22 protein-coding genes are annotated in these 23,493 nt (G+C 27.0%); 9 read left to right on the top strand and 13 right to left on the bottom strand.

Features of this window, described 5'->3' with window-relative positions; translation table 11 throughout:
• Positions 1-3 precede the first annotated feature (3 nt).
• From Q0W06_RS02710 to Q0W06_RS02695, 4 genes are all read right to left on the bottom strand, one after another.
• Positions 4-846, bottom strand: a complete 843-nt coding sequence (locus tag Q0W06_RS02710; RefSeq protein WP_297631062.1) for a MurR/RpiR family transcriptional regulator — start codon at positions 844-846, stop codon at positions 4-6.
• Between the two features lie 10 nt (positions 847-856).
• Positions 857-1,720 carry an ROK family protein gene (locus Q0W06_RS02705; protein WP_297631060.1) on the bottom strand — a complete coding sequence of 288 codons (864 nt, stop codon included), beginning with the start codon at positions 1,718-1,720 and terminating at the stop codon, positions 857-859.
• 86 nt (positions 1,721-1,806) lie between these two features.
• Complete coding sequence (locus tag Q0W06_RS02700) at positions 1,807-2,676, bottom strand: N-acetylneuraminate lyase (RefSeq protein ID WP_297631057.1); 870 nt, start codon at positions 2,674-2,676, stop codon at positions 1,807-1,809.
• 12 nt (positions 2,677-2,688) lie between these two features.
• Complete coding sequence (locus Q0W06_RS02695) at positions 2,689-3,363, bottom strand: N-acetylmannosamine-6-phosphate 2-epimerase (protein WP_297631054.1); 675 nt, start codon at positions 3,361-3,363, stop codon at positions 2,689-2,691.
• A 595-nt stretch (positions 3,364-3,958) separates the two neighbouring features.
• Between Q0W06_RS02695 and Q0W06_RS02690 the strand changes: the two genes are divergently transcribed.
• From Q0W06_RS02690 to Q0W06_RS02675, 4 genes are all read left to right on the top strand, one after another.
• Positions 3,959-4,384: a MarR family transcriptional regulator gene (locus tag Q0W06_RS02690; protein ID WP_297631051.1), complete on the top strand. Its 426-nt coding sequence runs from the start codon at positions 3,959-3,961 to the stop codon at positions 4,382-4,384.
• A gap of 144 nt (positions 4,385-4,528) precedes the next feature.
• The gene (locus Q0W06_RS02685) at positions 4,529-5,677 is read left to right on the top strand and encodes an MFS transporter (RefSeq protein ID WP_297631049.1); all 1,149 of its coding nucleotides are present in this window, start codon (positions 4,529-4,531) and stop codon (positions 5,675-5,677) included.
• Between the two features lie 198 nt (positions 5,678-5,875).
• Positions 5,876-7,846 carry an FUSC family protein gene (locus Q0W06_RS02680; protein WP_297631046.1) on the top strand — a complete coding sequence of 657 codons (1,971 nt, stop codon included), beginning with the start codon at positions 5,876-5,878 and terminating at the stop codon, positions 7,844-7,846.
• Positions 7,847-8,008: 162 nt separating this feature from the next.
• Positions 8,009-8,548, top strand: a complete 540-nt coding sequence (locus tag Q0W06_RS02675; protein WP_297631043.1) for a hypothetical protein — start codon at positions 8,009-8,011, stop codon at positions 8,546-8,548.
• Positions 8,549-8,581: 33 nt separating this feature from the next.
• Here Q0W06_RS02675 and Q0W06_RS02670 read toward each other — a convergent pair whose 3' ends face one another.
• The 5 genes from Q0W06_RS02670 to Q0W06_RS02650 all read right to left on the bottom strand — a co-directional run bounded on the left by Q0W06_RS02670 (position 8,582) and on the right by Q0W06_RS02650 (position 13,848).
• The gene (locus Q0W06_RS02670) at positions 8,582-9,940 is read right to left on the bottom strand and encodes a 6-phospho-beta-glucosidase (RefSeq protein WP_297631040.1); all 1,359 of its coding nucleotides are present in this window, start codon (positions 9,938-9,940) and stop codon (positions 8,582-8,584) included.
• 154 nt (positions 9,941-10,094) lie between these two features.
• Positions 10,095-10,823, bottom strand: a complete 729-nt coding sequence (locus tag Q0W06_RS02665) for a MurR/RpiR family transcriptional regulator (RefSeq protein ID WP_297631037.1) — start codon at positions 10,821-10,823, stop codon at positions 10,095-10,097.
• A gap of 76 nt (positions 10,824-10,899) precedes the next feature.
• On the bottom strand, positions 10,900-11,064 hold the full coding sequence (locus Q0W06_RS02660) for a hypothetical protein (RefSeq protein WP_297631033.1): 165 nt from the start codon (positions 11,062-11,064) through the stop codon (positions 10,900-10,902).
• Positions 11,065-11,077: 13 nt separating this feature from the next.
• A complete protein-coding gene (locus Q0W06_RS02655; RefSeq protein ID WP_297631031.1) occupies positions 11,078-12,373 on the bottom strand; it encodes an acetyl-CoA hydrolase/transferase C-terminal domain-containing protein in 1,296 nt (431 codons plus the stop codon).
• Positions 12,374-12,543: 170 nt separating this feature from the next.
• Complete coding sequence (locus Q0W06_RS02650) at positions 12,544-13,848, bottom strand: VTT domain-containing protein (RefSeq protein ID WP_297631028.1); 1,305 nt, start codon at positions 13,846-13,848, stop codon at positions 12,544-12,546.
• Positions 13,849-14,069: 221 nt separating this feature from the next.
• Here Q0W06_RS02650 and Q0W06_RS02645 point away from each other — a divergent pair, with 221 nt between their 5' ends.
• From Q0W06_RS02645 to pnuC, 5 genes are all read left to right on the top strand, one after another.
• Entirely contained in the window at positions 14,070-15,467 is a 1,398-nt protein-coding gene (locus tag Q0W06_RS02645) for an amino acid permease (protein ID WP_297631026.1), read from the top strand.
• A 62-nt stretch (positions 15,468-15,529) separates the two neighbouring features.
• Positions 15,530-16,036: a GNAT family N-acetyltransferase gene (locus Q0W06_RS02640; protein WP_297631024.1), complete on the top strand. Its 507-nt coding sequence runs from the start codon at positions 15,530-15,532 to the stop codon at positions 16,034-16,036.
• 195 nt (positions 16,037-16,231) lie between these two features.
• The gene (locus Q0W06_RS02635) at positions 16,232-16,378 is read left to right on the top strand and encodes a hypothetical protein (protein WP_297631022.1); all 147 of its coding nucleotides are present in this window, start codon (positions 16,232-16,234) and stop codon (positions 16,376-16,378) included.
• Positions 16,379-16,522: 144 nt separating this feature from the next.
• Complete coding sequence (locus Q0W06_RS02630) at positions 16,523-16,804, top strand: hypothetical protein (protein ID WP_297631020.1); 282 nt, start codon at positions 16,523-16,525, stop codon at positions 16,802-16,804.
• A 365-nt stretch (positions 16,805-17,169) separates the two neighbouring features.
• Entirely contained in the window at positions 17,170-17,946 is a 777-nt protein-coding gene (pnuC, locus tag Q0W06_RS02625; protein WP_297631017.1) for a nicotinamide riboside transporter PnuC, read from the top strand.
• A 43-nt stretch (positions 17,947-17,989) separates the two neighbouring features.
• Here the strand turns inward: pnuC and Q0W06_RS02620 are convergent, their stop codons facing one another.
• Genes Q0W06_RS02620 through Q0W06_RS02605 form a run of 4 tightly spaced genes read right to left on the bottom strand, consistent with a single transcriptional unit; the run spans position 17,990 to position 23,403 of the window.
• Positions 17,990-19,000, bottom strand: a complete 1,011-nt coding sequence (locus Q0W06_RS02620) for a galactose ABC transporter substrate-binding protein (RefSeq protein WP_297631014.1) — start codon at positions 18,998-19,000, stop codon at positions 17,990-17,992.
• 25 nt (positions 19,001-19,025) lie between these two features.
• The gene (locus Q0W06_RS02615) at positions 19,026-19,988 is read right to left on the bottom strand and encodes a substrate-binding domain-containing protein (protein WP_297631011.1); all 963 of its coding nucleotides are present in this window, start codon (positions 19,986-19,988) and stop codon (positions 19,026-19,028) included.
• Entirely contained in the window at positions 19,985-21,784 is a 1,800-nt protein-coding gene (locus Q0W06_RS02610) for a sensor histidine kinase (RefSeq protein ID WP_297631008.1), read from the bottom strand. The genes Q0W06_RS02615 and Q0W06_RS02610 overlap by 4 nt, the downstream gene beginning before the upstream one ends.
• 11 nt (positions 21,785-21,795) lie before the next feature.
• Positions 21,796-23,403 carry a response regulator gene (locus Q0W06_RS02605; protein WP_297631005.1) on the bottom strand — a complete coding sequence of 536 codons (1,608 nt, stop codon included), beginning with the start codon at positions 23,401-23,403 and terminating at the stop codon, positions 21,796-21,798.
• Positions 23,404-23,493: the final 90 nt, after the last annotated feature.

The raw sequence follows: 23,493 nt of genomic DNA, 5'->3' as shown, positions 1-23,493 counted from the left end.
TATCTAAAGAGTATTTTCTATTGAGTATGTTGTTTTTATTTTATTTTCTAGAGCCTCTTCATAAATCTCTTTTATAACTTCCTCATAAATAAGTTCTATTAAAAAAGATTGTCCTATCTTAGACCTAATAGACCCTGTTTCAAACTTTCTTTCAACACTTAAATAATTTATATTCACATCTGATAAATCCATCAAACTATTTGTATTATTAGATGTTATAGATATAACCTCTGCTCTATTCTCTTTTGCTAATTTAGCCACTTCTAATAATTCTTTAGTTTCTCCTGTATGAGACACTAAAAATACTAAATCATTTCTTCTTAATAAAGATGCCATCATATACATTGTATGACTGTCATTTGCAACATTTGTATTTAATCCAATTCTCATAAATTTATAATTTGCATCCATTGCGGCTAATGCTGAATTTCCAATTCCAAAAAACACTGTTTTCTTTGCTCTTAATATCATTTCTCTTATTTTTATAATATTTTTTAAATTTAATCCTTCCAAAGTTTTATCTAAAACTAACTTATTTGCTTCTAACATATTTTTAGCTGTCTCTTCTATTTTCTCATCTTTTTCTAAGTTAGAACTAATAATGCTTCCACTCTTAGTTTTAGCTAATTTTTTAGCTAAAGTTAATTTAAATTCTTGAAATCCATTAAAGCCTATCTTTTTAACAAACCTAGTTATAGTTGCTTCTCCAATGCCCAATTCATGTGCTATTTCACTTATTGATTTATATATACACTCCATTCCATTTTCTTGTATATATTCCTCTAAAATCTTATCATTTTTACTTTGCTTATATTCACATAACTTTATCTCATCTATTATTCCCATAGTATCCCTCCTAAACAAATTTACTTACAGCACCTATTAAACCTGCTTTATTGCCTAGTTTTGCCAATTCTATATTTACAGTCTCATAAAATTTCCTTGGTAATATCTTTTCTAAAGACCCCTTTATTCTTTTCTCTACATAATCCCTTCTCTCCATTATTCCTCCACCTAAAATTATAGTTTGAGGATTTATAATATAAATTATATTTAGTATTAACTCAACTATCTTTTCTAGTATATTATCTATTTCTTCAATACAGACCTCATTTCCTTTTTCTGCTAAGTCAAAAATTTCTTTTCCATTTAAATTTTTTCCTAATCTACTATTTACATTATTCACTAAACTAGTTGTAGATGCTATATCTTGAATCTCTTCTCCATTAAACCTCATATATCCAATCTCGCCAGCACTATTACTATTTCCATAGAAAATCTCATTATTTAATACTAATGCTCCACCGATTCCTGTCCCTATAGTTATCATAAAAAGAGAGTTACTTCCCATTCCTGCTCCCGCTAAATTTTCACCTAATGCCGCAGCATTAACATCATTTTCTACTCTAACTTCTATCTTATATTTATTTTCTAGATAACTTTTTATTTCTGTTCCTGTATATCCTGGAATAGTGCTACCTGCATATACTATTTTCCCACTCTCTACATCTACTACACCAGCTGTAGATATACCAATTTTTAGTATCTCATATCTTTTAATTAGTTCACTAATTAGACTATCTATATCTTCTAAAATAAAATTTTCATTCTCATTTTTTCTTGTTTTAATAGTGCCACTTTCTATAATCTCTAAATTTCCACCTATAACCCCAAACTTTATATTAGTTCCACCAATATCAATAGCTATAAACTTTTTCATTCTCTTACCCCCAATTTTAAAATAGGGCGTTGTAAAATAGCTTCTAGCTCCTACAACACCCTTGATAAATATTTTCTTTTTAGTTTTTATTTAAAATATTTATCATATATCTTTTTAACTTCTTTTCTCTTTTCTTCTGATATTTCTTTCATAGGCTTTCTACAATATCCAGCCTCAACACCAGCTTCTTCTAATAGTCCTTTTAGTGTTTGATATAGTCCAGTATTTATAACATCTGTTATGAAGTCATTTGTTATATGTTGAACTTTTCTAGCTTCTTCAATTTTTCCTTCTTTAACTAATTCAAAAATCTGTCTAGCTCTTACTCCATTTAAGTTAAAAGTAGATCCAATAGCTCCATCTACACCTAATACTGCTGCTGATAACATCATTTCATCAAATCCTGCATATATAAGCTTTTCCGGATAAGTTTTTCTCATTCTTTCTAAAAGATAAAAATCAGCCGCTGTAAACTTAACACCTATAATTTTCTTATTTTCAAAAAGCTCTCCAAACTGGTCTAATGACATGTTAACTCCAGTTAAAAATGGAATTGAATATATTATCATTTCATTGTCTACAGAGTTTATTATAGTATTGTAATAATCTTTAATTTCCTCAAAATCAAATTTATAATAAAATGGTGTCACTGCTGATATTGCATTATATCCAAGATCTGTAGTAAATTTTGCAAGCTCTACAGCTTCCTTAATATTTACAGATCCTACTTGTGCTATAAGCTTAACTGAATCCTTTACTTCATCTTTTGCAATTTGGAAAATTTTCTTTTTCTCTTCAGTCGAAAGCATAAAGTTTTCCCCAGTGCTTCCTCCTACATAAAGACCATCCACTTTACATACGTCAATATTGTGTCTTACTATTTCTCTAAGTCCCTTTTCATTAATATTACCATCCTTATCAAAAGACACTAATAATGCTGAATAAATACATCTCATTTCTCTTTCCTCCTAATTCTCTCTTAAAATATCTACAAATCTTTTTGTTATTTCCTGTGGCCTAGTTATAGCACCACCAACTACCGCTGAATATGCTCCATGCTTATATGCATTTTTTAAATCTTCTACAGAATGAATTTTTCCTTCTGCAATAATAGGAATATTTAAAGTAGAACTTAATTTCTCTATAAGCCCTAAATCTACCCCTGATTCTTTCCTTGAATATTTTGTATATCCTGAAAGAGTTGTAGAAATGCAATCCACACCTAACTTATAAGCTTCTACTCCTTCTTCATACGTAGATATATCTGCCATTACTAATCTATTTTTCTCATGAATTAAATCTATTAAATCCTTTACATTTTCTCCATTTGGTCTTTCTCTGTTTGTACAATCAAGTGCTATCATTTCGCAACTTGTTTTCTCAATTAATTCTAAAACTTCCCTTTTAGATGCTGTAATATAAATTTCTGAATCATCATAACATCTTTTTATTATTCCAATTACAGGTAAATTTACAACCCTCTTTATTTCCTCTATATCTTTAATTCCTTGAGCTCTTATTCCTACTGCTCCACCTTCTTTTGCTGCTATTGCCATTTTCCCCATTATATAAGAACTATGAAGAGGTTCATTTTCTAAAGCTTGGCAAGAAACAATGAGTCCACCTTTAACTTTTTCTAACACTTAATCACCACTTTCTATTTTTTATATCTTAATTATAATGGTATTTATTTCCATTTTCAATAGGTTTTTTAAAATTTTTTTCATTATTTTTTTATTTTCGGAAATTTTTTTCGTCATTTTATTTAAAAAAATGTAAAACTCGCTATAAAGCGAGTTTTATCCTAAGTTTATAATGTTAAATTTCATAATTGTTTAAATTAATATATTTATGTTCTCTCTTATTACTTCTACATATAAAGTCTTTTTGAAAGAATATTTTTAAAAGTCTTTATATTTCTTTCTTCTTCAAAAACAAACATCAAAACAATAACAGAAATCATAGATATTAAGTAAAAATATAGTTTTAAAAATTTCATAGTTCTTCAGCTGCCTTTCCTTTATTATTGCCATTTCACACTTAATTTATATTTTTATCTTAAAACATTCTTCTGTATTCTCTCTATATTTAATCTGAATTATACATGAATTCAAAATTTATTTACTAATTGTTCTTCTACTATCTATTATATGCAAGCTTATTTCCTAATATAATAGCTTTTTCTATTATTTATTATATAATAGAATTGAATTTTAATTATAGAAAGAAGGGTGTCTTATGGAAAATCCTAATATAAAAACCTTAGGTCAAGACCTTTATAAAGCACATGTTCTAACAAGAAATACACTTTCAAAAGAGCTTAAAGACTTTAATATTACTGTTGAACAATGGAATGTTATAAAGCACCTCTCCGAAAGAGAAGGATGCAATCAAAAGGATCTTGCCAAGAGATGTTTAAAAGATAGAGCTGCACTTACTAGAATATTAGATATTTTAGAAAAAAAAGATATTATCAAAAGAGAATCTTCTCCTAATGATAGACGTGAATTTTTAATATTTTTAACTTCTATTGGTAAAAAAACTTTTTCTGATATTTCACCTATTATGAATGTAACTGCATCAAAAAACTTTAATAATTTTACCTTTGATGAAATCCATAATTTAAAATTTTTATTAGATAAACTTATTTCTAATTTAGATTGAATATAGAAAAACTCTTTTAATCATACAACTATTTTAAAAGAGTTTTTTATTATATTATATAGTTGACTTTATCAACTATTGACTTTATCATCTAAAAGGATTATACTTTCAAAGGATTAATTTTTATAATTTTTGGAGGTTTACATGCATACAGCAGATGAAAAAAAACAATTAAAGGCAAAATATATAACAGTATTTGCTACATTTTTAGCTTTTATGGGAATTGGGGTTGTAGATCCACTTCTTCCTACAATAGCTAAAAGTATTGGAGCAAGCTCATGGCAAATAGAAATGTTATTTACTGCATACATATTTACAATGGCAATTATGATGATTCCAACTGGTATTATTGCTCCTAAAATAGGTAATAAAAAAATGATGGCTGTGGGATTAGCCCTAGTAACAATCTTTTCATTTTCTTGTTCAGTTTCTAACGGAATAACAGAATTATCTTTTTTCCGTGCAGGATGGGGACTTGGAAATGCATTCTTTTTCGCAACAGCTATGGTTTTACTAATAGCATTTAGTAAGGAAGCAAGTGGTGCTATCGGTTTATACGAAGCTGCTATTGGACTTGGAATGGCTGGTGGTCCATTAGTTGGAGGAGTTTTAGGACATTTCTCTTGGAGACTTCCATTCGTTGCTACCTGTATTCTTATTTTTATCGCATTTTTATTAGTTACCTTCTTCGTTTATGAGCCGAAAAATAAAACTGAACGAAAAAGTGCTGGCTTAAAAGAACTAATAGCTTTAATAAAATTAAAGAAATTCTTAAAAATAGCAATTGGTGCTATGTGCTACTATTATGGATTTTTCGTTATATTAGCATATACCCCACTTGTTTTAAAAATACCTACAATTGTTTTAGGTATAGTATTTTGTGGTTGGGGATTAATGCTTGCATTAGGTTCAGCAGTTTTATCACATAAACTTGAAGAAAAATACCATGTTTCAAAAATAATTCCATATAGCTTAGTTATATTCTTAATACTAATGCTTGGACTATTCTTTATACATAATCTTTATATCAGAATAGCAATTGTTATTATTAGTGGTTTGGTTTCAGGTTTAAACAATGCTTTATTTACTACTTATGCAATGAGTTCTTCACCATATGGAAGAGATATTACATCTGGTGCTTACAACTTTGTAAGATGGCTTGGCGCAGCTATTGCTCCTCTTTTATCTGGTTTAATAAGTGATATATTCACAAGTAGTACACCATTTATTATTGCAAGTGTAATAATAGCTATCGGTATTGTTTCAATTAGTTTAAAAACTAAACCAGAATAAATTTAAAACTACTATTATTTTATAAACATAACTTAAGTTAACTCTTTAGTTAATAACTATTAAAGATTTCCACTATTAGATTTGAATCTTAACTTTCAAATTTAATAGTGGTTTCTTAAACTTAAAACAAATAAAATTTTTCTAATAATGAGAATTTAAACTTCTCATTATCTTAATACAACAAGGAAGTGACCTTACATGGAAACAAATCATTCATCAAAAATAAGTAATATAGTAATTAATAATTTAAAACCTAAAAAGATTTTCCCTGATAACTGGGCAAGTCTTAGAGTCGTAATAGCTCTTTTCATTTCACTTTTAATTGGAGTTCTATTGAAAAATTCAGAGCTTCAAGCATTATTAGTAGTTGGAACATTTTTAGAAGGTATTTTAGTTTTATTACCTCATCATAGTAATAGAGCTGTGGTTGGAATAAGTACTTCTATTTTACTTATCCTTTCCTTTTTTATAGGCTCAATATTATATCAACACGAAATAATTGTATACATAATCTTTTTTATACTTATATTTATCTCTGGATTATTAAGAAAAATAAATGTCTTAGTTTCTATTAGAGCTTTAATTATTTCAATTTTTGTTTTAGGTTCATCACAATTAACTGTGAATCATCAAATGGGAATGCTTTTAACTGCTTCAATAAGTGTTGGTATTTTAATTGTGTTAGTATGCCAATTACTACCTCCATATATTAACAAATTTACTGCTCAAAGAAAATTTGTTGCTAATATTTTTTCTGAATTAGGTAAAGATGCTTCTCTTTTAATTAGTAAAAAAAGAAATACATCATCTTATTTAACTGCTATTCAAGAAACTAGACATCTTCTAAATAATTTAGATTATAGAAGCAAAAACAATATTGATTTTTTATTTAATCTAGTCTCTAAAGCCGAAATAATGGAAGATTACTTTAACTTAATTCACAATAAAAATTTAAATGAACTTCAAATCAATAATTTAAATGAAATAAGCAAACTCTTAATAAATATCTCTTTTAAATTAAAAGATTCAAAAAATAAAGACTTTACTTTTCAACATGAATTTAAAGAAATTACAAAACTTTTAGTTCAATGTAATTTTGATGTTGATCTCGCTTTTAAAAATATATTAAATGAAGAAATAAATCTTTCTAATGTGGAAGAAAAAAATAAAAATATAATTAAATCTGTTTTAAATGAATTAAATTTTAAATCACCAATATTTATACAAGCTGTAAGATTAGCTATTTTTACTATGATAGCCGCTATTATAGGAGATTTATTAACACTTATTCCGGTTATTTCTATGCCAGACCACGGATTCTGGGTACCTTTAACTACTGCCATAATTCTTTTCCCTGATTATATAGATGTTTTCAGTAAAGGTATTGAACGTTCATTAGGTACTATAATTGGAGCAATACTTGGAGTACTTCTTTTATTTCTTCCACTAGGCTTAATAGGACACTCTATTTTAGTATTTATTTTGTTAGTAGGTTATATAATCTTCCGTTTTGCTGGTCAATTTTGGATTATGTTCTGGATTACTGCTTGGCTTTGTAATATAGGTGTATTAACTCATGTTGCAATTCCAAGATCTATCTATACTGTTGCCGGCGCAATTGTAGCTATAATCGCTTGTGTAATTTGGCCTGCTTGGAATACTAATAAAATAGATAAATTACTCTCTTCTTGGATTAAGGTTCAAACGAAATATCTTAATGCTATAATTAATACTTCTTTATCTAATAAAGAAACTGCAAAGCTTACAGCTATACGTCATAAATCTAATACGATTTATCAACAATTATTTATGAATATTAATAAAGCTTCTTATGAACCAGTATTTGAAGAATCTAAATGGAATAATGAAAACTTAGCTGCTCTTATGAGTGTTGTTACTAACATGAACTATACAATATCTAGTTTAAATATTATAAATAAATCTGATACAGATATTAATGAAATCATAACTGAAGTGGAATTATCCTTAGAGGCTTTAAGTGAATCTATTTTAAGTAAGAATCCAAAACCAATTCAATATATCTATAATATTGAAAACTTCAATTTAGATATAGAAAATAAAAATTTAAATTTTCAATTAAAAGAGACTTTAAAAAGTTTAATTTCGGACATAATAAAAATAGAACATATAATAAATATATTAAATTAAAATTAATCTAAAAATGCTTATTATGTACTACCTATTTTTTAAATATTTAATTATAAATCTTACAATAAAGTTAAACTCCTTTTATATACCTTGTTTATTATGGATTTAACTGTAAATTTATTGTATAATTTATAATTATACAAAAATCGAGGTTAACTAAAGATGAGTAAAATAAATAACAGTAACAATAACAATAAAATTCCTAAAGAAAAAAACATGTCTAATACTGCAAAATCCCTTTCTTCTCAAAAGAAGAAAAGTATTGATAAAGTGGCTGTAGGCATAGTAGTTCTAGCAGTTATTTTAGTTGGATTAATAGGTACTCAATTAGTTTTAAATGGGCCTAGCACTAGTTCTGATACTAAATACTCTTATTTTAATGAATTAGATACAACTTTTAGTGCATCATTCTTAACAAAACTTAATGCATATAGAAATACAAATGGGTTATCTGAATTAAATAGAGTTCCTAGTGTTACAAATGGTTCATCTTCAACTTTTACTTTACCAGACTTAAGTACAGTTGCTAGAGAAAATAAATGTAATACAGAAGATAAACTTGCTGAAGTTGTACTTCAAAAGTTTATAGCATCGTCAGAAAATAAACAGATTGCAACTGCATCAGTTTCAAACATTTATTTGAATACAACTGTTACAAATAACACTCTAACACTAGTAGTTAAAGTACCATTTGAACAATAAAAAAAGGGCTAAAAGCCCTTTTTTTATTTTAATTTAACTGAAATCACCAGTCTTTACTTTTTCAATTTTTTCTATAACTTCTTTAAATTGAGGTAAATATTTTTTATGTGCTACTAATAAATCATTTAATATCTTTCTTCCCTTTTCATCATCTGATACTAATGGATTTGTAATCATTGCAAGTAACGCTGTATTATAATCTCCTGTAAATGCTGCTTCTGCTGCTAATCTTTCAAAAGATTTAATTCCATTTGTTAATCCTTGTGCTGCCATTGGTAGTTCTGAAACTGTTTCAACTGGTACTGGACCATCCTTAGTTATATAACAGCTTATTTCAACTGCTGAATCATTATCAAACTGTTTAAGTTTACCATTATTTTTAGTATTAACAGCTACAATATTCTTCTTATCATTATATATACCATTTATAACATTACATGCTACATCTGAATAATGTGCTCCACCTCTTTTTGATAACTCTTCAGGTTTATCTTTTAAATTTACATCTTTATATAATTCAAATAATTTCTTTTCAACTTCAATTACTACTTCTGCTCTAGTTTTATTTTCTTCAAAATCTTTTAATTCTTGTTTAAGCATAACGTTTCTCTTATAGTAATATCTGTGATATGGACAAGGAAGTAATTGGAACGCTCTTATAAATGCTGGATCCCAATCAATAGCTTCTATATTCGCCATAGTTTGATTAAACTTTCCATTTACAAGCATATCAAATACTTTTTCACTTATATCTTCTCCATCAAGATAAACTCTTTCACCAAATACCATATGATTAAGTCCTGCAAAATCTACTGTTACTCTATCTCTATCTACACCTAACATATCAGCAAGTCCAAATTGCATTCCAATTGGAACATTACATACTCCTATAACTTTTTTATGTGATCCATATCTTAAAAGTGCTTCTGTAACTATTCCTGCTGGGTTTGTAAAGTTTATAAGCCAAGCATCAGGACATAATTCACTAATATCTTTAGCAATATCTAAAATAACTGGAACTGTTCTAAGTGCTTTAAAAAGCCCTCCTGCTCCATTTGTTTCTTGTCCTAAAAATCCATAGCTTAAAGGAATTCTTTCATCCTTTGCTCTTGCCTGAAGTAATCCTACTCTTAATTGTGTAGTAACAAAATCTGCATCTTTTAGTGCTTCTCTTCTATCTAAAGTTGTGTATATTTTCATTGGAACGCCAGCTTTTTCAACCATTCTTCTTGCAAGTTTAGATACTATTTCAAGTTTTTCTTTACCTTCTTCAATATCTACAAGCCAATATTCTGAAACTGGTAACTCATCATATCTTTTTATAATTCCTTCTACAAGTTCTGGTGTATAGCTTGACCCTCCACCAATTGTAACTATCTTTAACTTTTTCATAAAACTCACTCCTTTATTTATATAAAAAAAATCACTTTATTTCCTTCATTGATTCTATCCTACCATTTCAAAAATTCTTTTGAAATAGTTTTCTATCCTAATATAACCAATTATAAATAAAGTGATTTTTTACTCTGAAAAAACGCCCTGTTTTTTATTTATTTCTTATTTCATTTAATTTTTCTGCTATTTTTTCTATCATATAAATAACAGGAACTTGAGTAGTTAATTGATGTGTGCCATTCTTTTGAATTTGAACATAGTAACTTAAATTTAAATCCGATAATTTAGCTAAAGTCGAATTTCTACTATTTGTTATAGATATTATTTTTCCTTGTTTATATTTTACACTTTTCAAATAATCCAAAATCACACCATTTTCGCCTTCCACAGAGAAAACTAATGAAACTGAATTTTCCACAGATACCTGCTCTATTGGATAAAATGGATCTGTTAAATTTAAAGCAAATTTCCCCATTCCACTTAAATGTCTAGCTGCATAGCTTGCCATTACTCCCGAACTTCCAAATCCTACACAAAATATAGTTTCATAATCATTTAATAAAGTGGCTATATCTTCTATAGTTTTTTTAAATTCCTCTGTTTCTGTTCTATTTAAAAACTCAATTATAATACTTTTATCGTCCTTTATTATAACCTCATTAGACTCTTTTAAATACATCTTTAATTTTATCTTAAATTCTGAAAATCCATCGCATCCAAACTTTTTACATACACGTAATACTGTTGTTGTTGAAACATGCGTCAAATCTGCAAGCTCTCGAATTCTCATATATATGACTTTATTTTTATTATTTACTATATACTTATAAACTTCTAATTCTAATTCATTTAACTTTGATATTTCATTTAGTTCAAACATACTACACCTACCAAATCACAATAAAATTATTCTATTTAATTTTACCATAAAAGCTAGATTTTAAGAATTTTTATAACTAATCTCCCATTATCTCACATGCTGTTTCTATTATATTATCAATATAGTAATCTCCAAGATAACTTAAACTACTTTCTCCATAATGAGCTTTTTCTAATAATGTTTGTATATATTTAATCTCATCTGTCATACTGTTCATTTTTCTTTCCATATCTTTATCCATAATAATTCACCTCTTATATTAATTTGTTTTTAATAGCAAATTCTTTTAATTCATTACGAAACTTTGGATGAGCAATTTTTATTAAGCTTTCTGCTCTCTCCTTTATACTTTTTCCTGTTAAATTAGCTACCCCATATTCAGTAACTATATAATCTACATCATTTCTAGAAAATGATATTGCTGATCCCTTTTCATGAAACATACATATAGTAGAAATAGTATCATTTTTAACTGTTGATTTTAATGCAATTATTGACTTTCCGCCCTCTGCCATAAATGCTCCTATTCCAGTATCGCCTTGTCCACCTGTTCCACTATATTGTGAGTAGCCAAAGCTTTCTGATGCACATTGTCCTGTTAAATCAACTGCTAACGTAGTATTTATAGATACCATTTTTTTATTTTTACTTATAACATATGGATTATTTACATAAGAACATTTTTTAAGTTCTATTCCTGGATTGTCATCTAAAAATTCATATAACTTTTTACTACCTAAAGCAAATGTTCCAATTATCTTATTTTTATGAAGTGTCTTTTCTGTATTCGTTATCACTCCTGCTTCAAATAAATCCACTATTCCTTCTGTAATCATCTCTGTATGAATTCCTAAGTTTTTCTTTTCCTTAAGTGCCATTGCTACAGCATTTGGTATTCCACCTATTCCAAGTTGAAGTGTTGCTCCATCATCTACAAGTTCTGAAATATATTTTCCTATAACTATTTCTTTTTCAGAAGGTTCCTTTATCTCTAATTCAGGTATCTTACAACTACTTTCTATTAAGTGATCTACTTCACTAATATGAATTTGAGTGTCTCCATGAACTCTTGGTAAATTTGGATTAACCTCTAATATAATAATATCTGCTGCATCTATATTCTCTCTTTCATATACTAAAGATAATGATAAGGAGAAGAATCCATGTTTATCCATTGGAGTTACTGCTCCAACAAATATATTTGGTTTTCTATACTTTAATCTTCTCGTTGCTGAATATCTTAAATGTGTGGGTATATAACTGCATAACTCCATCTTTTGTGAATTTCTAGCAGCCCCTCCCATAAATAATGATTCATTAAAAAAATGTCCCTTCATAGATTCTTCTGTATTATATTTATATTTAATTAAGCTCAACATTGTTACAATTGTAACATTCTTAACCCTATTTTTTATAGTGTGTAGGTTACTCAAGAACATTTGTGGTTCACATGGTCCTAACGAGCATACAATTTCATAATTTGATTTTACCAAGCTCAATGCTTCTTCCACTGATAATAATTTTTCATTATATTCTTTCACAAAATCCATTAGAATTGCCCCCTCAAGCATATTTGATAAAAAAAGAGTCACATACTCCCACTAGGTTTCCCTTGGAAATATGCAACTCTAAATCTCTCTCTGCATAACTTTTTCTCTTTATTTTATGATTTTATTATCTCATAATTTTCAGAATATTTCAACTATTATTTGTTAATTTTTTAACTATTTTTTTCTATTATTTTTTCTTCACTACTAATCCCTACTTTTTTTAGTTCCAATAAAATAATATTTAATGAAACCCAAACTATCCCTAATGAATATCCTGCTAAAACTGAACTTAAATCATTTTCAAAATACAATTGAGATACTCCAGTTAAAAGAACTATAATTAAAAATACTGTTATTACAGCTTTTCGTAAATAAATATTGTCTAAATGCTCATAAATTATATATAAACCAAATCCAAATATTACAATGACATTAAAGCTTTTTCCATCTAAGAAATTCTGTAACATAGAGATATACATGCTTATATAATTAAATACATATACTACAATTTCTTTTAATAAATATCCTCCACAAATAGTTAAAATAATATATCTTATTTCTATATTTCTGTCTTTCTTCTTATTTATCATAAATAGTATTAGTAATATAGGAATTATTATATACATAATATCTAGTGTCATTAAATTTATCATTTTAAATACTAGATGAAATATATAATTATCTTTAAATAATTTATTGATAATATAATATGTTATTTGATTAAACACAGTAAAATCATTAGTGACTATTCCACTTATTATATTTGCAAATATATCTATAAATGCTCCTAAAATAACTGCTACTGCTAAAACAAAGAATCTAACTTTTCCTAATGAATTAAATTTATTATATAAATACATTATAACTTTTACTATTAAACTTAATATCTTTTCTTTATATGCTTTTATTAAAAAGAAAAGTCCAATTACTAAAATTGCTATAACTGCACCTATAACTAAATACTTTCTTATGTACACATGGAACATCTTCCAATTATCCCCTAGAATATCTCCAATAGTTAAAAAAACAGCCGTCCAAGCCATTGCTCCAGTATATGCACTTATTGCATATTTTTTATAACTAAGTTCTGACATTCCTGAAACGTAACCTATAATATGTTTAAGTCCTGGAATAAAACATATAAAAAATATTAGCACTGCTCCAAATCTATCTAATATTTTTGATACCTTTTCAATTTTTTCCGGACCTAGATGAATTTTGGGACCATGTTTATGAAAAAATCGAGTTTCTAGTTTTCTTCCTATAAAATAAGATGCTGTCATCCCTGAACTAACTCCTAAAACAGCAGTAATAAATACTAAAACTAAGTTTAACTCGCCTTTAAAAACTAGAAATCCAGAATATATTATTAAGATTTCCCCTGGTAAAAAAGGGACTCCCATAAGCTCTATCGTTAATAATATATATATTAATATGTACCCATAATGAGGAATTAAATGTAATATGCTCGTCATCTAATCTACTTCCTTTTTATTTTATTAAGCCTCCTTATTATAACTCAAAAACTATACTATATTATTAAAATAATACTAATCTCGCTTTTCTATTCTATTTTTAACAAATTTCTCATATTTTTTATCTTTGAATATTTCTCCAACTTTTTTCAAAGACTAAAATGATATATTAGTCTATTTTCAATAACTAATAATCTTATGAGTATAGGAGGAATCTTTCAATGAAATTATTCCAAAGAAAAAATGTATATGATGTTATAGAAGGAACTAAAAATGAACATAAAGTTCGTAGCTTAAAAACCTTTGATCTAGTTTTATTAACTATTGGTACTGTTATTGGTACTGGTGTTTTAGTTTTACCTGGTGTTGTAGCTGCAACTACAGCTGGACCTAGTGAAATTCTTTCATATATAATAGCTGGAATTGCATCTATTTTCGTAGTTTTTTGCTATAGTGAATTTGCTTCATCTATACCTACTGCTGGTGGTTCTTACAGTTATATTTATGTTAGTATGGGAAAATTCTTTGCACTTATTGCTGGTGCATCAGTTTTATTAGGATATATATTAATATTAGGATTTGTTTCTAATGGATGGGCAGCTTATTTTGATTCTTTTTTAGAAATGTTTGGAGTAAAACTGCCCTTTGCACTAACCCACATTCCAACTGAAGGTGGCATTGTAAACCTTCCTGCAATTATAGTTGTTTTACTTATGACTCTTCTTTTATCGAAAGGTACAAAAGATAGTAAAAAAATTAATAACCTTATGGTTCTTATAAAAGTTTTAGTAATTTTAATATTTATTATAGTTGGTGTTTTTTACTTTGATGCTTCTAATTTATCAGATTTTTTCCCAATGGGTGTTGGAGGAACACTACATGGTGCTGCAATATTATTTTTAGCCTATTCTGGCTTTGATGTTACTGCATCTGCCGCTGAAGAAACTATAGATCCTCAAAAAACTATTCCTAAAGCATTAATTCTTTCAATTTTTGCTTGTATAACTATCTACTCTCTAGTTTCTCTTATTTTAACGGCTATGGTTCCTTATAATCTTTTAAATCAACCTGATGCTTTATCCTATGCACTTTTAAAAGTTGGGCAAACTATTCCAGCTAGTCTTTTATCTTTAGGTGCTATAATAGGAATTCTCGCTATTATTTTTGCAGTATGTTTTGGATGTTCACGTATCTTAGCTAATGCAAGTAAAGATGATTTTATTCCTAAAGCCTTTGCTAAAGAAAATAAAAACGGAGTGCCCATAGTGTCTCTATGGTTTCTTGGCATAGTAGGCTCAATCCTGGGTGGATTTATAAATATTAATGTTCTTTCTAATACAGCTACTCTTGCTTTACTTTTTGTATATCTTATGGTTTGTATTGCTTTAATAGTATTTAGAAAAACAGATCCAGATTTTAAAAGAAGTTTTAAAACCCCACTAGTCCCTTTAATCCCTATTTTAGGTGTACTTTGCTGTGGATACTTAATGATACAAATCCCCTATGAAAATTGGATATACTTTGTTATCTTCGTAATAGTAGCTCTTCTTTTACAATTAATATATTTAAAATTTAAAGAAAAAAGAAAACACTCTGAGAAATTACACAATGAAAATTAAAAAACTCCTCTTTCATGTGATATACTATAAAAAATAAATTTTAATTATAAGGGAGCATGTACATGATTTTTAGAAAAGGGACATTACAAGATTTAAAAGATATACAAAGTATTATATCTGATGCAAAAAAATACTTAAAAGATTCTGGAGTTACTCAATGGGTAGGTGAATATCCTTCTGAAGAACTTTTAACTAATGATATTAATTCTGGTGAAAGCTATGTAGCTGTAGAAAATGGTGAAATTTTAGGCACATGCCTTATAAGTTTCCAAGAAGAACCTTCTTATAATAATATTTATGATGGTGCTTGGCTTACTTTAAATAGTTATGCTGTAATACATAGACTTGCTGTAAAAAAGACTAGCAGAAATAAAAATGTTGCTAGTAAACTTCTAGATTTCGCTAAAGATTTGGCTCTAGAAAATAATATCCACAGTTTAAAAATAGATACCCACAAAGATAATTCTACAATGAAAAAACTTATGGAAAAAAATGATTTTATCTACTGTGGAAGAATCATTCTTTCTGATAATTCTGAAAGAATTGCTTTTGAAAAAGTTTTATCTTAAATAAATAAAAGGGCTTGGCAATCCGGCGAAAGACAAACCAAGCCCTCAGTAAGCACTTATACGTACCAACTGCTAGATAAGAATATCATCATTTGCTATAGAAGTCAATTTTTTTCTTCATTTTATTTGCTCTTGACTTTTAATTCATACTAAATTAGTATAGATTTAAATAATTACTAAAGAAAGAGGTATCTTATGAATACAGAAAAAGATTTAGAAAAAAAAGAAACTGAAAAGGTTGCTGTTGAAGCACCTAAAAAAATTAAATATCAATGTCTTCATACAACTGAAGAAAGAGAATGTACTTGCCTTAGAAGTAAGGGCTTAGTATTAATGAAATAGAAGTTTTCCTATGTAAAGTTATTTTACATAGGAATTTTTTATTTAAAGATATTTTCATATGAAGTTTTTTCATAGAAAATATTTTTATATTTTTGGAGATTTATAGTAAACTATTCATATAGATTAATATCAGGAGGCTATTTTATGAGCAAGAAATCTAAAGATAAAACAGTAAAGAATCAACCTATAGAAACACCAGCACCAGAAAAGAGTCCTAAACTTTCTTTAGGAAAATCTCTTTTAAATATAATTGTATTAGAAATAATTTTATATTTTTTATATGCATTCCTTAAAGGAATTCACTTTACATTTTTCTCTTATTTAATACTTATTCTTTTATTTATAGGTGCTATTGCTGCTGTTGCATTATGTATCTACTCTATTTATAAGAAATTTTCAAAATCTGATACTCCTACAACTTTATAAAAACTCATTTTTAAGCTCCTTCATTGGAGTTTTTTATTTTAGTATTTTACTTTCTATAAAACATATTGAATAATTCATTGATATAGTTAAAATTAAATAAACAAATTAAAACATCGACACGAACTTTAATATTTTAAATATATTATCAGTTCGTGTTTTTTCATTTTTAAATATCATTTTATTAATATTTATTCATTCTTAGTATCATTTAACTAAAATAAATATCTTTTTTTAGTTTATATATAAATATCTTTTTCTATATTGAAAAAAAGTGTGAAAATATATAATCTTAATTTTAAAATTAAGATTATATATTTTTTAAGATAAAATAAATTTTAGAGTAAAAAGGAAAACGGTATTAAATTATGAAATTTTTCAAAGAATTTTCTCCATTCCAAAAAGGATTTTTTGTCTTTTTTATGGCAGCTAGTATAATTACATTCTTTCTTCCAGCTTTCATAAAAGGCGGAACACTAGATAGTGTATTAACTTTCGGTGGAATCATTGGTCTTATTGCAACATTAACTGGTGTTATTACATCTATTTATCAAGCAAGAGGTAATCTTATCTTATATACTTGGTGGATAGTTAACACTATTGCTATGCTTGGAATAGATTTTTCAGGAAATCTTTATGGTCAAGGAATTAAGACTATAATTTTAACTTTACCTCTTCAAGTTTATGGACTTTTAGCTTGGAAAAAGAACTTAGAAAAAAGCAAAACTAAAGTTGTAACTGTAAGAAGAGTAAAGCCAAAAGAGTGGATTATTTACGCTATTGTATTAGTAGTTGGTTGGTATTTATATATGTTACTTATAAAATATCTTCCATATTTTGTTCACTATATATTTGGAACACAAATCAAACCAGATCCATCATTAATTTTAGACTCAATTTCAGGAACATTAACTACATTTGCCTTCTACTTAACTGCTAGAAGATATGTTGAACAATGGGCATTCTGGATTTTAGCTAATATGGGATTTATCCTTTTTGTAAAATCATTTATTGCTGCACCTCATTTCTCAATTGTTTACCTTTCAGGAGCAGTAATGTGGGGACAATATCTTGTAAGTTCAATTTATGGATACTTTAACTGGATAAAAATAGAAAAACAACAAAAAGCTGAAGCTTTAGCATAACATAAAGGCATCATTTGAAAAAAATGATGCCTTTTCTTTTCTTTTAATTATTTGAAATTATCTTTTTATGTGGAATTCTTAAGGTGTTTTCTTCTATACTCTCTTCTAATCCCATAGCTAAGTTATAGGCTATTTCTAAAATACTCTCTCCTTGTTTTTTAGCATCACTTATAATAGTTCCAGCTAAATTTCCTTTCTCCACTTCTTTTAATCCTTCTTCTGTTCCATCTACTCCAATAATTATTGGCTTATATGTTCTATTATTTCTCTCATTAAATTTATCTATTGCTACCATTGCTCCTAATGCCATTTCATCATTATTACTAAAAATAACTTCAATTTTTTCTTCATAGTTTCTTAGCCATTCCTTCATAATGATTCCAGCATTCTCTTTTTTCCATTCTCCTACTTCACTAGCTACTTTTTCTAAATCTAATCCATATTTGTATAATGGCTTTATACAATATTCTGTTCTTAAAGTTGCATCTTGATGACCTTGCTCACCTTCTAAAATAGCATACTGTATTTTTCCATCCCCATTTTTATCTACCCTATTTCTATTTTTCTCATATTTTTCTATTAATATTTCTCCTTGCATTTCGCCTGATTCTTTAGCTTGTGCTCCCACATAATATACCTTACCCCATCTTTTCATATCATCTTCAACTATTTCTCTATTAAAAAATATTACTGGTATATTTTCTTTTTTGCACTTATCTATTATATTCGCTCCTGCTGTTCTATCTACAATATTTACACATATTACATCATAATTTTGTTTTATTAGATTATCTACTTGGTTATCCTGCTCACTCATATCTTCTTTTCCATCTAATAAATCAACTACAATCTTTACCCCCTTTTCTTCTTCAAGTTCTTTTGCTTTTTTCTCTATCTCTTTAGTTATTGAAGAAATAAAAACGTCTTCTTGATTGTATAAAGTAACTCCAATTTTTATTTCCTTCTTTTTTACTTCCCCATTACTACATCCCATTACTATAAAAATATTAACTAAAACTAATTCAACTAAGAACTTTCCCCTACGCCCTCTCATTATTTCTATCCCCCTAAAGAATACATTAATTTATAAATGGAAATAAAATTTTTTGATTATAATCATAATACATATTTTCATTATTTATTATTTTAGAATCTATCACTACATTCTGAAATTCCTTTTTTTCTATTAAATCTATTCCTGCTTTTACTCCTAAGTACCCCATATTAAATTCATTTTGCATTGAAAATCCATTAATAATTCTTTTTTCTAATGCTGATATTATATAATCATTTGTTCCTACTCCATAAATTTCAATTTTACTATCTTCAAAGTTTTCTTCTTTTATTCTTGCAATTTCCTCTAATAATTCCATATCAAAACTAACTATAATATCTCCTCTATTATCTTTAAATAAACTCTGAATTATACTTGTCCAACTTTTACTTTTATTCTTTTTAATAAATTCTATATTATTATCTGTTATTTTAATTGACTCTAAAAAACCTTCTTTTCTTTCTTCTATATAATCAATATTCTCATCTAATAAAACTAGGATATTTTTATTAAAGTGTCCTCTACTCATAATTTCATCTCCTAATTTATACCCTATTTTTTTATTATCGTATGGTATGTTAATTATATTAGAGTTTTTTTCTTTTAATTCATCTATTTTTGTTTCTAATATAATTATAGGAATATTTCTTTTCCTTTTTTCAATATCCTCTTTTATCACTTCATACTCAATAGGTGAAATTAAAATCGCATCACAGTCCCCATCTAACTCTTCTTTCAAAAGATTTCTTTGCTCTTCTTTATTATTTTTTTTACTTAAATTAATAATATTTATCTTTATATTTTTTTCTTCTTTTATTCTATCAATACCATTTTTCACTCTTAAAAAACTACCAACCTTTTCGCCTCTTGTAATTATAGAAATATTTAATGCCCTTTTTTCTTTAACAAAAATAGTTTCATTTATAAAAAATACTACTGATATTACTGCAAGAACAAATGCAATAATTAAAACTCTTCTCCTTCTCATTTTTTCAATTCCCTCTCATCTATTTTTTCTATATCTATACAAGGCATATGAATTCTGACCGTTGTTCCTTCATCTAATTCACTATATATTTCTAAACCATATTCTTCTCCAAAGTATAACTTTATTCTTTCATTTACATTTTTAAGTCCGATTCCAGAACCTTTTCCTTTTTCCTTTGAATAACTGGTCAAAAGAGATTCTCGTACTTCATCTAACATTCCCATTCCATTATCAACTACATCTATATAAACATCATTTTCCTTTTTATATCCATGAATTAATATTTCCCCATCACCATCCATATCTTCCATCCCATGAAATATTGCATTTTCTATCAGAGGTTGGACTATAAGTTTTATAGATCCAAGATTTTTAACTTCCTCTTCTATTTTAAATTTATAGCTAAACTTATTTTTATATCTTATTTTCTGTATAGTTAAATAGTTTTTTGCATGCTCTAACTCATTTTTTATAGTTATTATATTTTTTCCTTTACTTAAACTTATCCTAAAAAATTTTGCTAATGCCCCCACCATAATTATGCTATCTTCATAATTTTCTTTTTCAACCATCCATATAATTGAGTCTAAAGTATTATATAAAAAATGTGGATTTATCTGTGCTTGCAATGCATTTAACTCATTTTTTCTTTTAGCTTCTTGCTCAACTACAATATTATCCATAAGAATATTCATTTGCTTTGCCATAGATTTTATAGCTTTTCCTAGATGTTTGACTTCAGAACTTCCCTGTATCTGGATATCTATATCCTTAATATCTCTTTCTAGTCTCCTTACAGATTTCTCTAATCTTTTTATAGGGTAAGCTATTTTTTGAGATACAAAAATATTTATAATAATCAATAAAAATAAAGTAAAGAAAATTATAAAGGCGAAAAATACTTTTATCTCTCTATGCCCTGAAATAATATCCTTCATTGGTGTTACATTAATAATTTTCCACCCTGTATATCCTGCTGTTTTTACTGTAGTTATTCTTTCTTCATTTAAGAATTTTTCCTTATGTACTCCATCATCATACTCTGCTACTTTAAGATTATTTTCCTTTTCTAAATCTGAATAAATTAATTGTTGTCTTGGATGATAAATAATCTCTCCATCCTTATTAGTTAAATAAGTATAACTATTTTTACTAGTTTTATTTTTACTAAAAATTCTTTCTATCCCTAAGAAGTTCATATCAACTAAGAGCACTCCTTGGTCTACCTGTCCATCTCTTGTTATTTCTACTGACCGACTTAAAGATACTACCCAATTATATTTATTTTGATGATATTCATATAGATTTTGTATATGCGGAGTTGAAAAATGAAAGTTTTCCTTTTTATTTATAGCCTCTTGAAACCACTTGCTTCCCCTTGCTCCTATATCCTTTTTTAAATCTCTTAAGGGATATGATGCAATTCCTTCTCCTTCTTCTGAAAATAAACAAATACTCACAAGAGATTCTTTATTTTCTTCATACAATAAACTCATTTCTAAATCTATATTTTCTTTTGCTAAATCTTTCTTTTTTATTCCCCTATAATAAACTGTATCTGATACTCTCATCATTTTTCTTAAATAATTATCTAAGTTTAAATTTATCTGCTCTAAAACTTGAACATTATTTTCTGATACTTTTTCTTCTATCTCTTTTGTATATCTAAAATAAAGTGTAGTTCCTATAAGAAGCATTCCAAATACAGCTACTAACGTAAAAGCTATAGATATAACTTGCTGAATACTTAACTTTTCATATATTTCTCTCATTTTCCCCTTTGAAAACTTTTTCATAGCATGCCTCACTAGCTCTTTCTATACTTTGAAGGTGCTACACCATATTTTTTTCTAAAGACATAACTAAAATAGTTTGCTTGAGAATATCCAACTTTTAAAGCTATCATATAAGCTTTATCATCAGTTGTATTTAGTAAGTTTATTGCTTTTTCTAATCTCACCTCTGTTAGATAATTTACAAAACTCATGTGAACTTCCTTTTTAAATAAGCTTGAAAAATATGTTGAGCTTACATGTAAATGGGCACAAACCTGTTCAACTGATAATTCACAATGGTTAAAATTCTCATGAATATATTTTTTAGCATCTTCAATTAAAAGTTTAGAAGAATTTATTCTATTACCTTTTATATGCCTATTTATTCTTTTTCCTAATTCTTTAAAAATTTCTTTAACTTCATCTAAAGATGTTATATTTTCTAAATAATTATAATAATTAAATTCTCTATCTAAAATATCTTCTATTTTAAAATTATAGCTTTGCATAAGCTTTATCATTACTATCATGATTTCCATTAAATATATTTTACAGTTATTTAATGGCATAATATAATTTTCTAAATTCTTAAAAATACCATCTATAACTCCATCTATTTCATCTTCAGTAGAAATTTTTATTGTATTCAATAATCTCTTTTCTTCTGCTACTGTAAAATCTAAATTTATAACTTTATCAGGCTCTACATCCTTTATATAAATTACCTTTCCTTTCCCTAATATAATTCTATAACTTAATGCATCCTCAGCCGAAGTAAAAGAATTCTTTAACATACTATACTCATTAAAAATATTTCCTATCCCTATAGATATAGATTTATTAAATATTCTGTAGAATTCATCACACACTTCATTTAATCCTTTTATAAGTAAATCTATATTATATTTTTCATCTAAACTAGAAATTAAAATGACCCTATCTAAATAAATAAATTCAGTATATGTACTATACTCCTCCATAATATCTTTAAGAATTTTGCTTATAGAAACATTCGCAAGTCCTATATTTCCTTCAAAAATTTTTTCACTCTTCAATTCATTTCTATTATCAAAGTGAATTATACAAAAAACTAGATCCTCTTGTAAAAACTCTAATCCAAACCTTTTTATTTCCTCTCTCCATCTTACAGCCTTTACTTTTCCCTCAATTGCTCCAATTAAAAATTGTTCTCTTAATATAGGTAAACTTTCCTTATAATATTTTTGCAAAGTTTCCATATTACTCTTTTCTTTATATTCATCCTCTAATTTATTCTTTACCTTCTTTAAAACTGCTGCAAGTTCCATAGCACTTACAGGTTTTAATATATACTCAATAACATTTATCTTTATAGCTTTTTGTGCATACTCAAAATCATCTGAACCTGAAAATATTATTATTTTTATTCCTGGCATAGTTTCTTTTAATATCTTTCCAAGCTCTAATCCATCCATAAATGGCATTGCTATATCAGTAAAAACTATATCTGGTTTTAATTTTTCAACTTTTTCCAATGCATCTTTCCCATTTTCTGCATCCCCAACAACTTCAAATCCATATTCTTTCCAATCTATTTTTTTAATAATTCCTTCTCTAACCTCTTCCTCATCATCTACAATGAGAATTCTATATAAATCCACCTTACCACCCACCATAATTAATTTTATCCTTTTTATACCTTTTATGTATTTTATGTCCTTTAAATTATATCATATATTCTCTTTTAAATT

This window comes from uncultured Clostridium sp. (assembly GCF_947072515.1).
Classification (GTDB): domain Bacteria; phylum Bacillota; class Clostridia; order Clostridiales; family Clostridiaceae; genus Clostridium.
The sequence above is the reverse complement of the archived record's forward strand: the minus strand, read 5'-3'. Positions and strand labels throughout refer to the sequence as shown.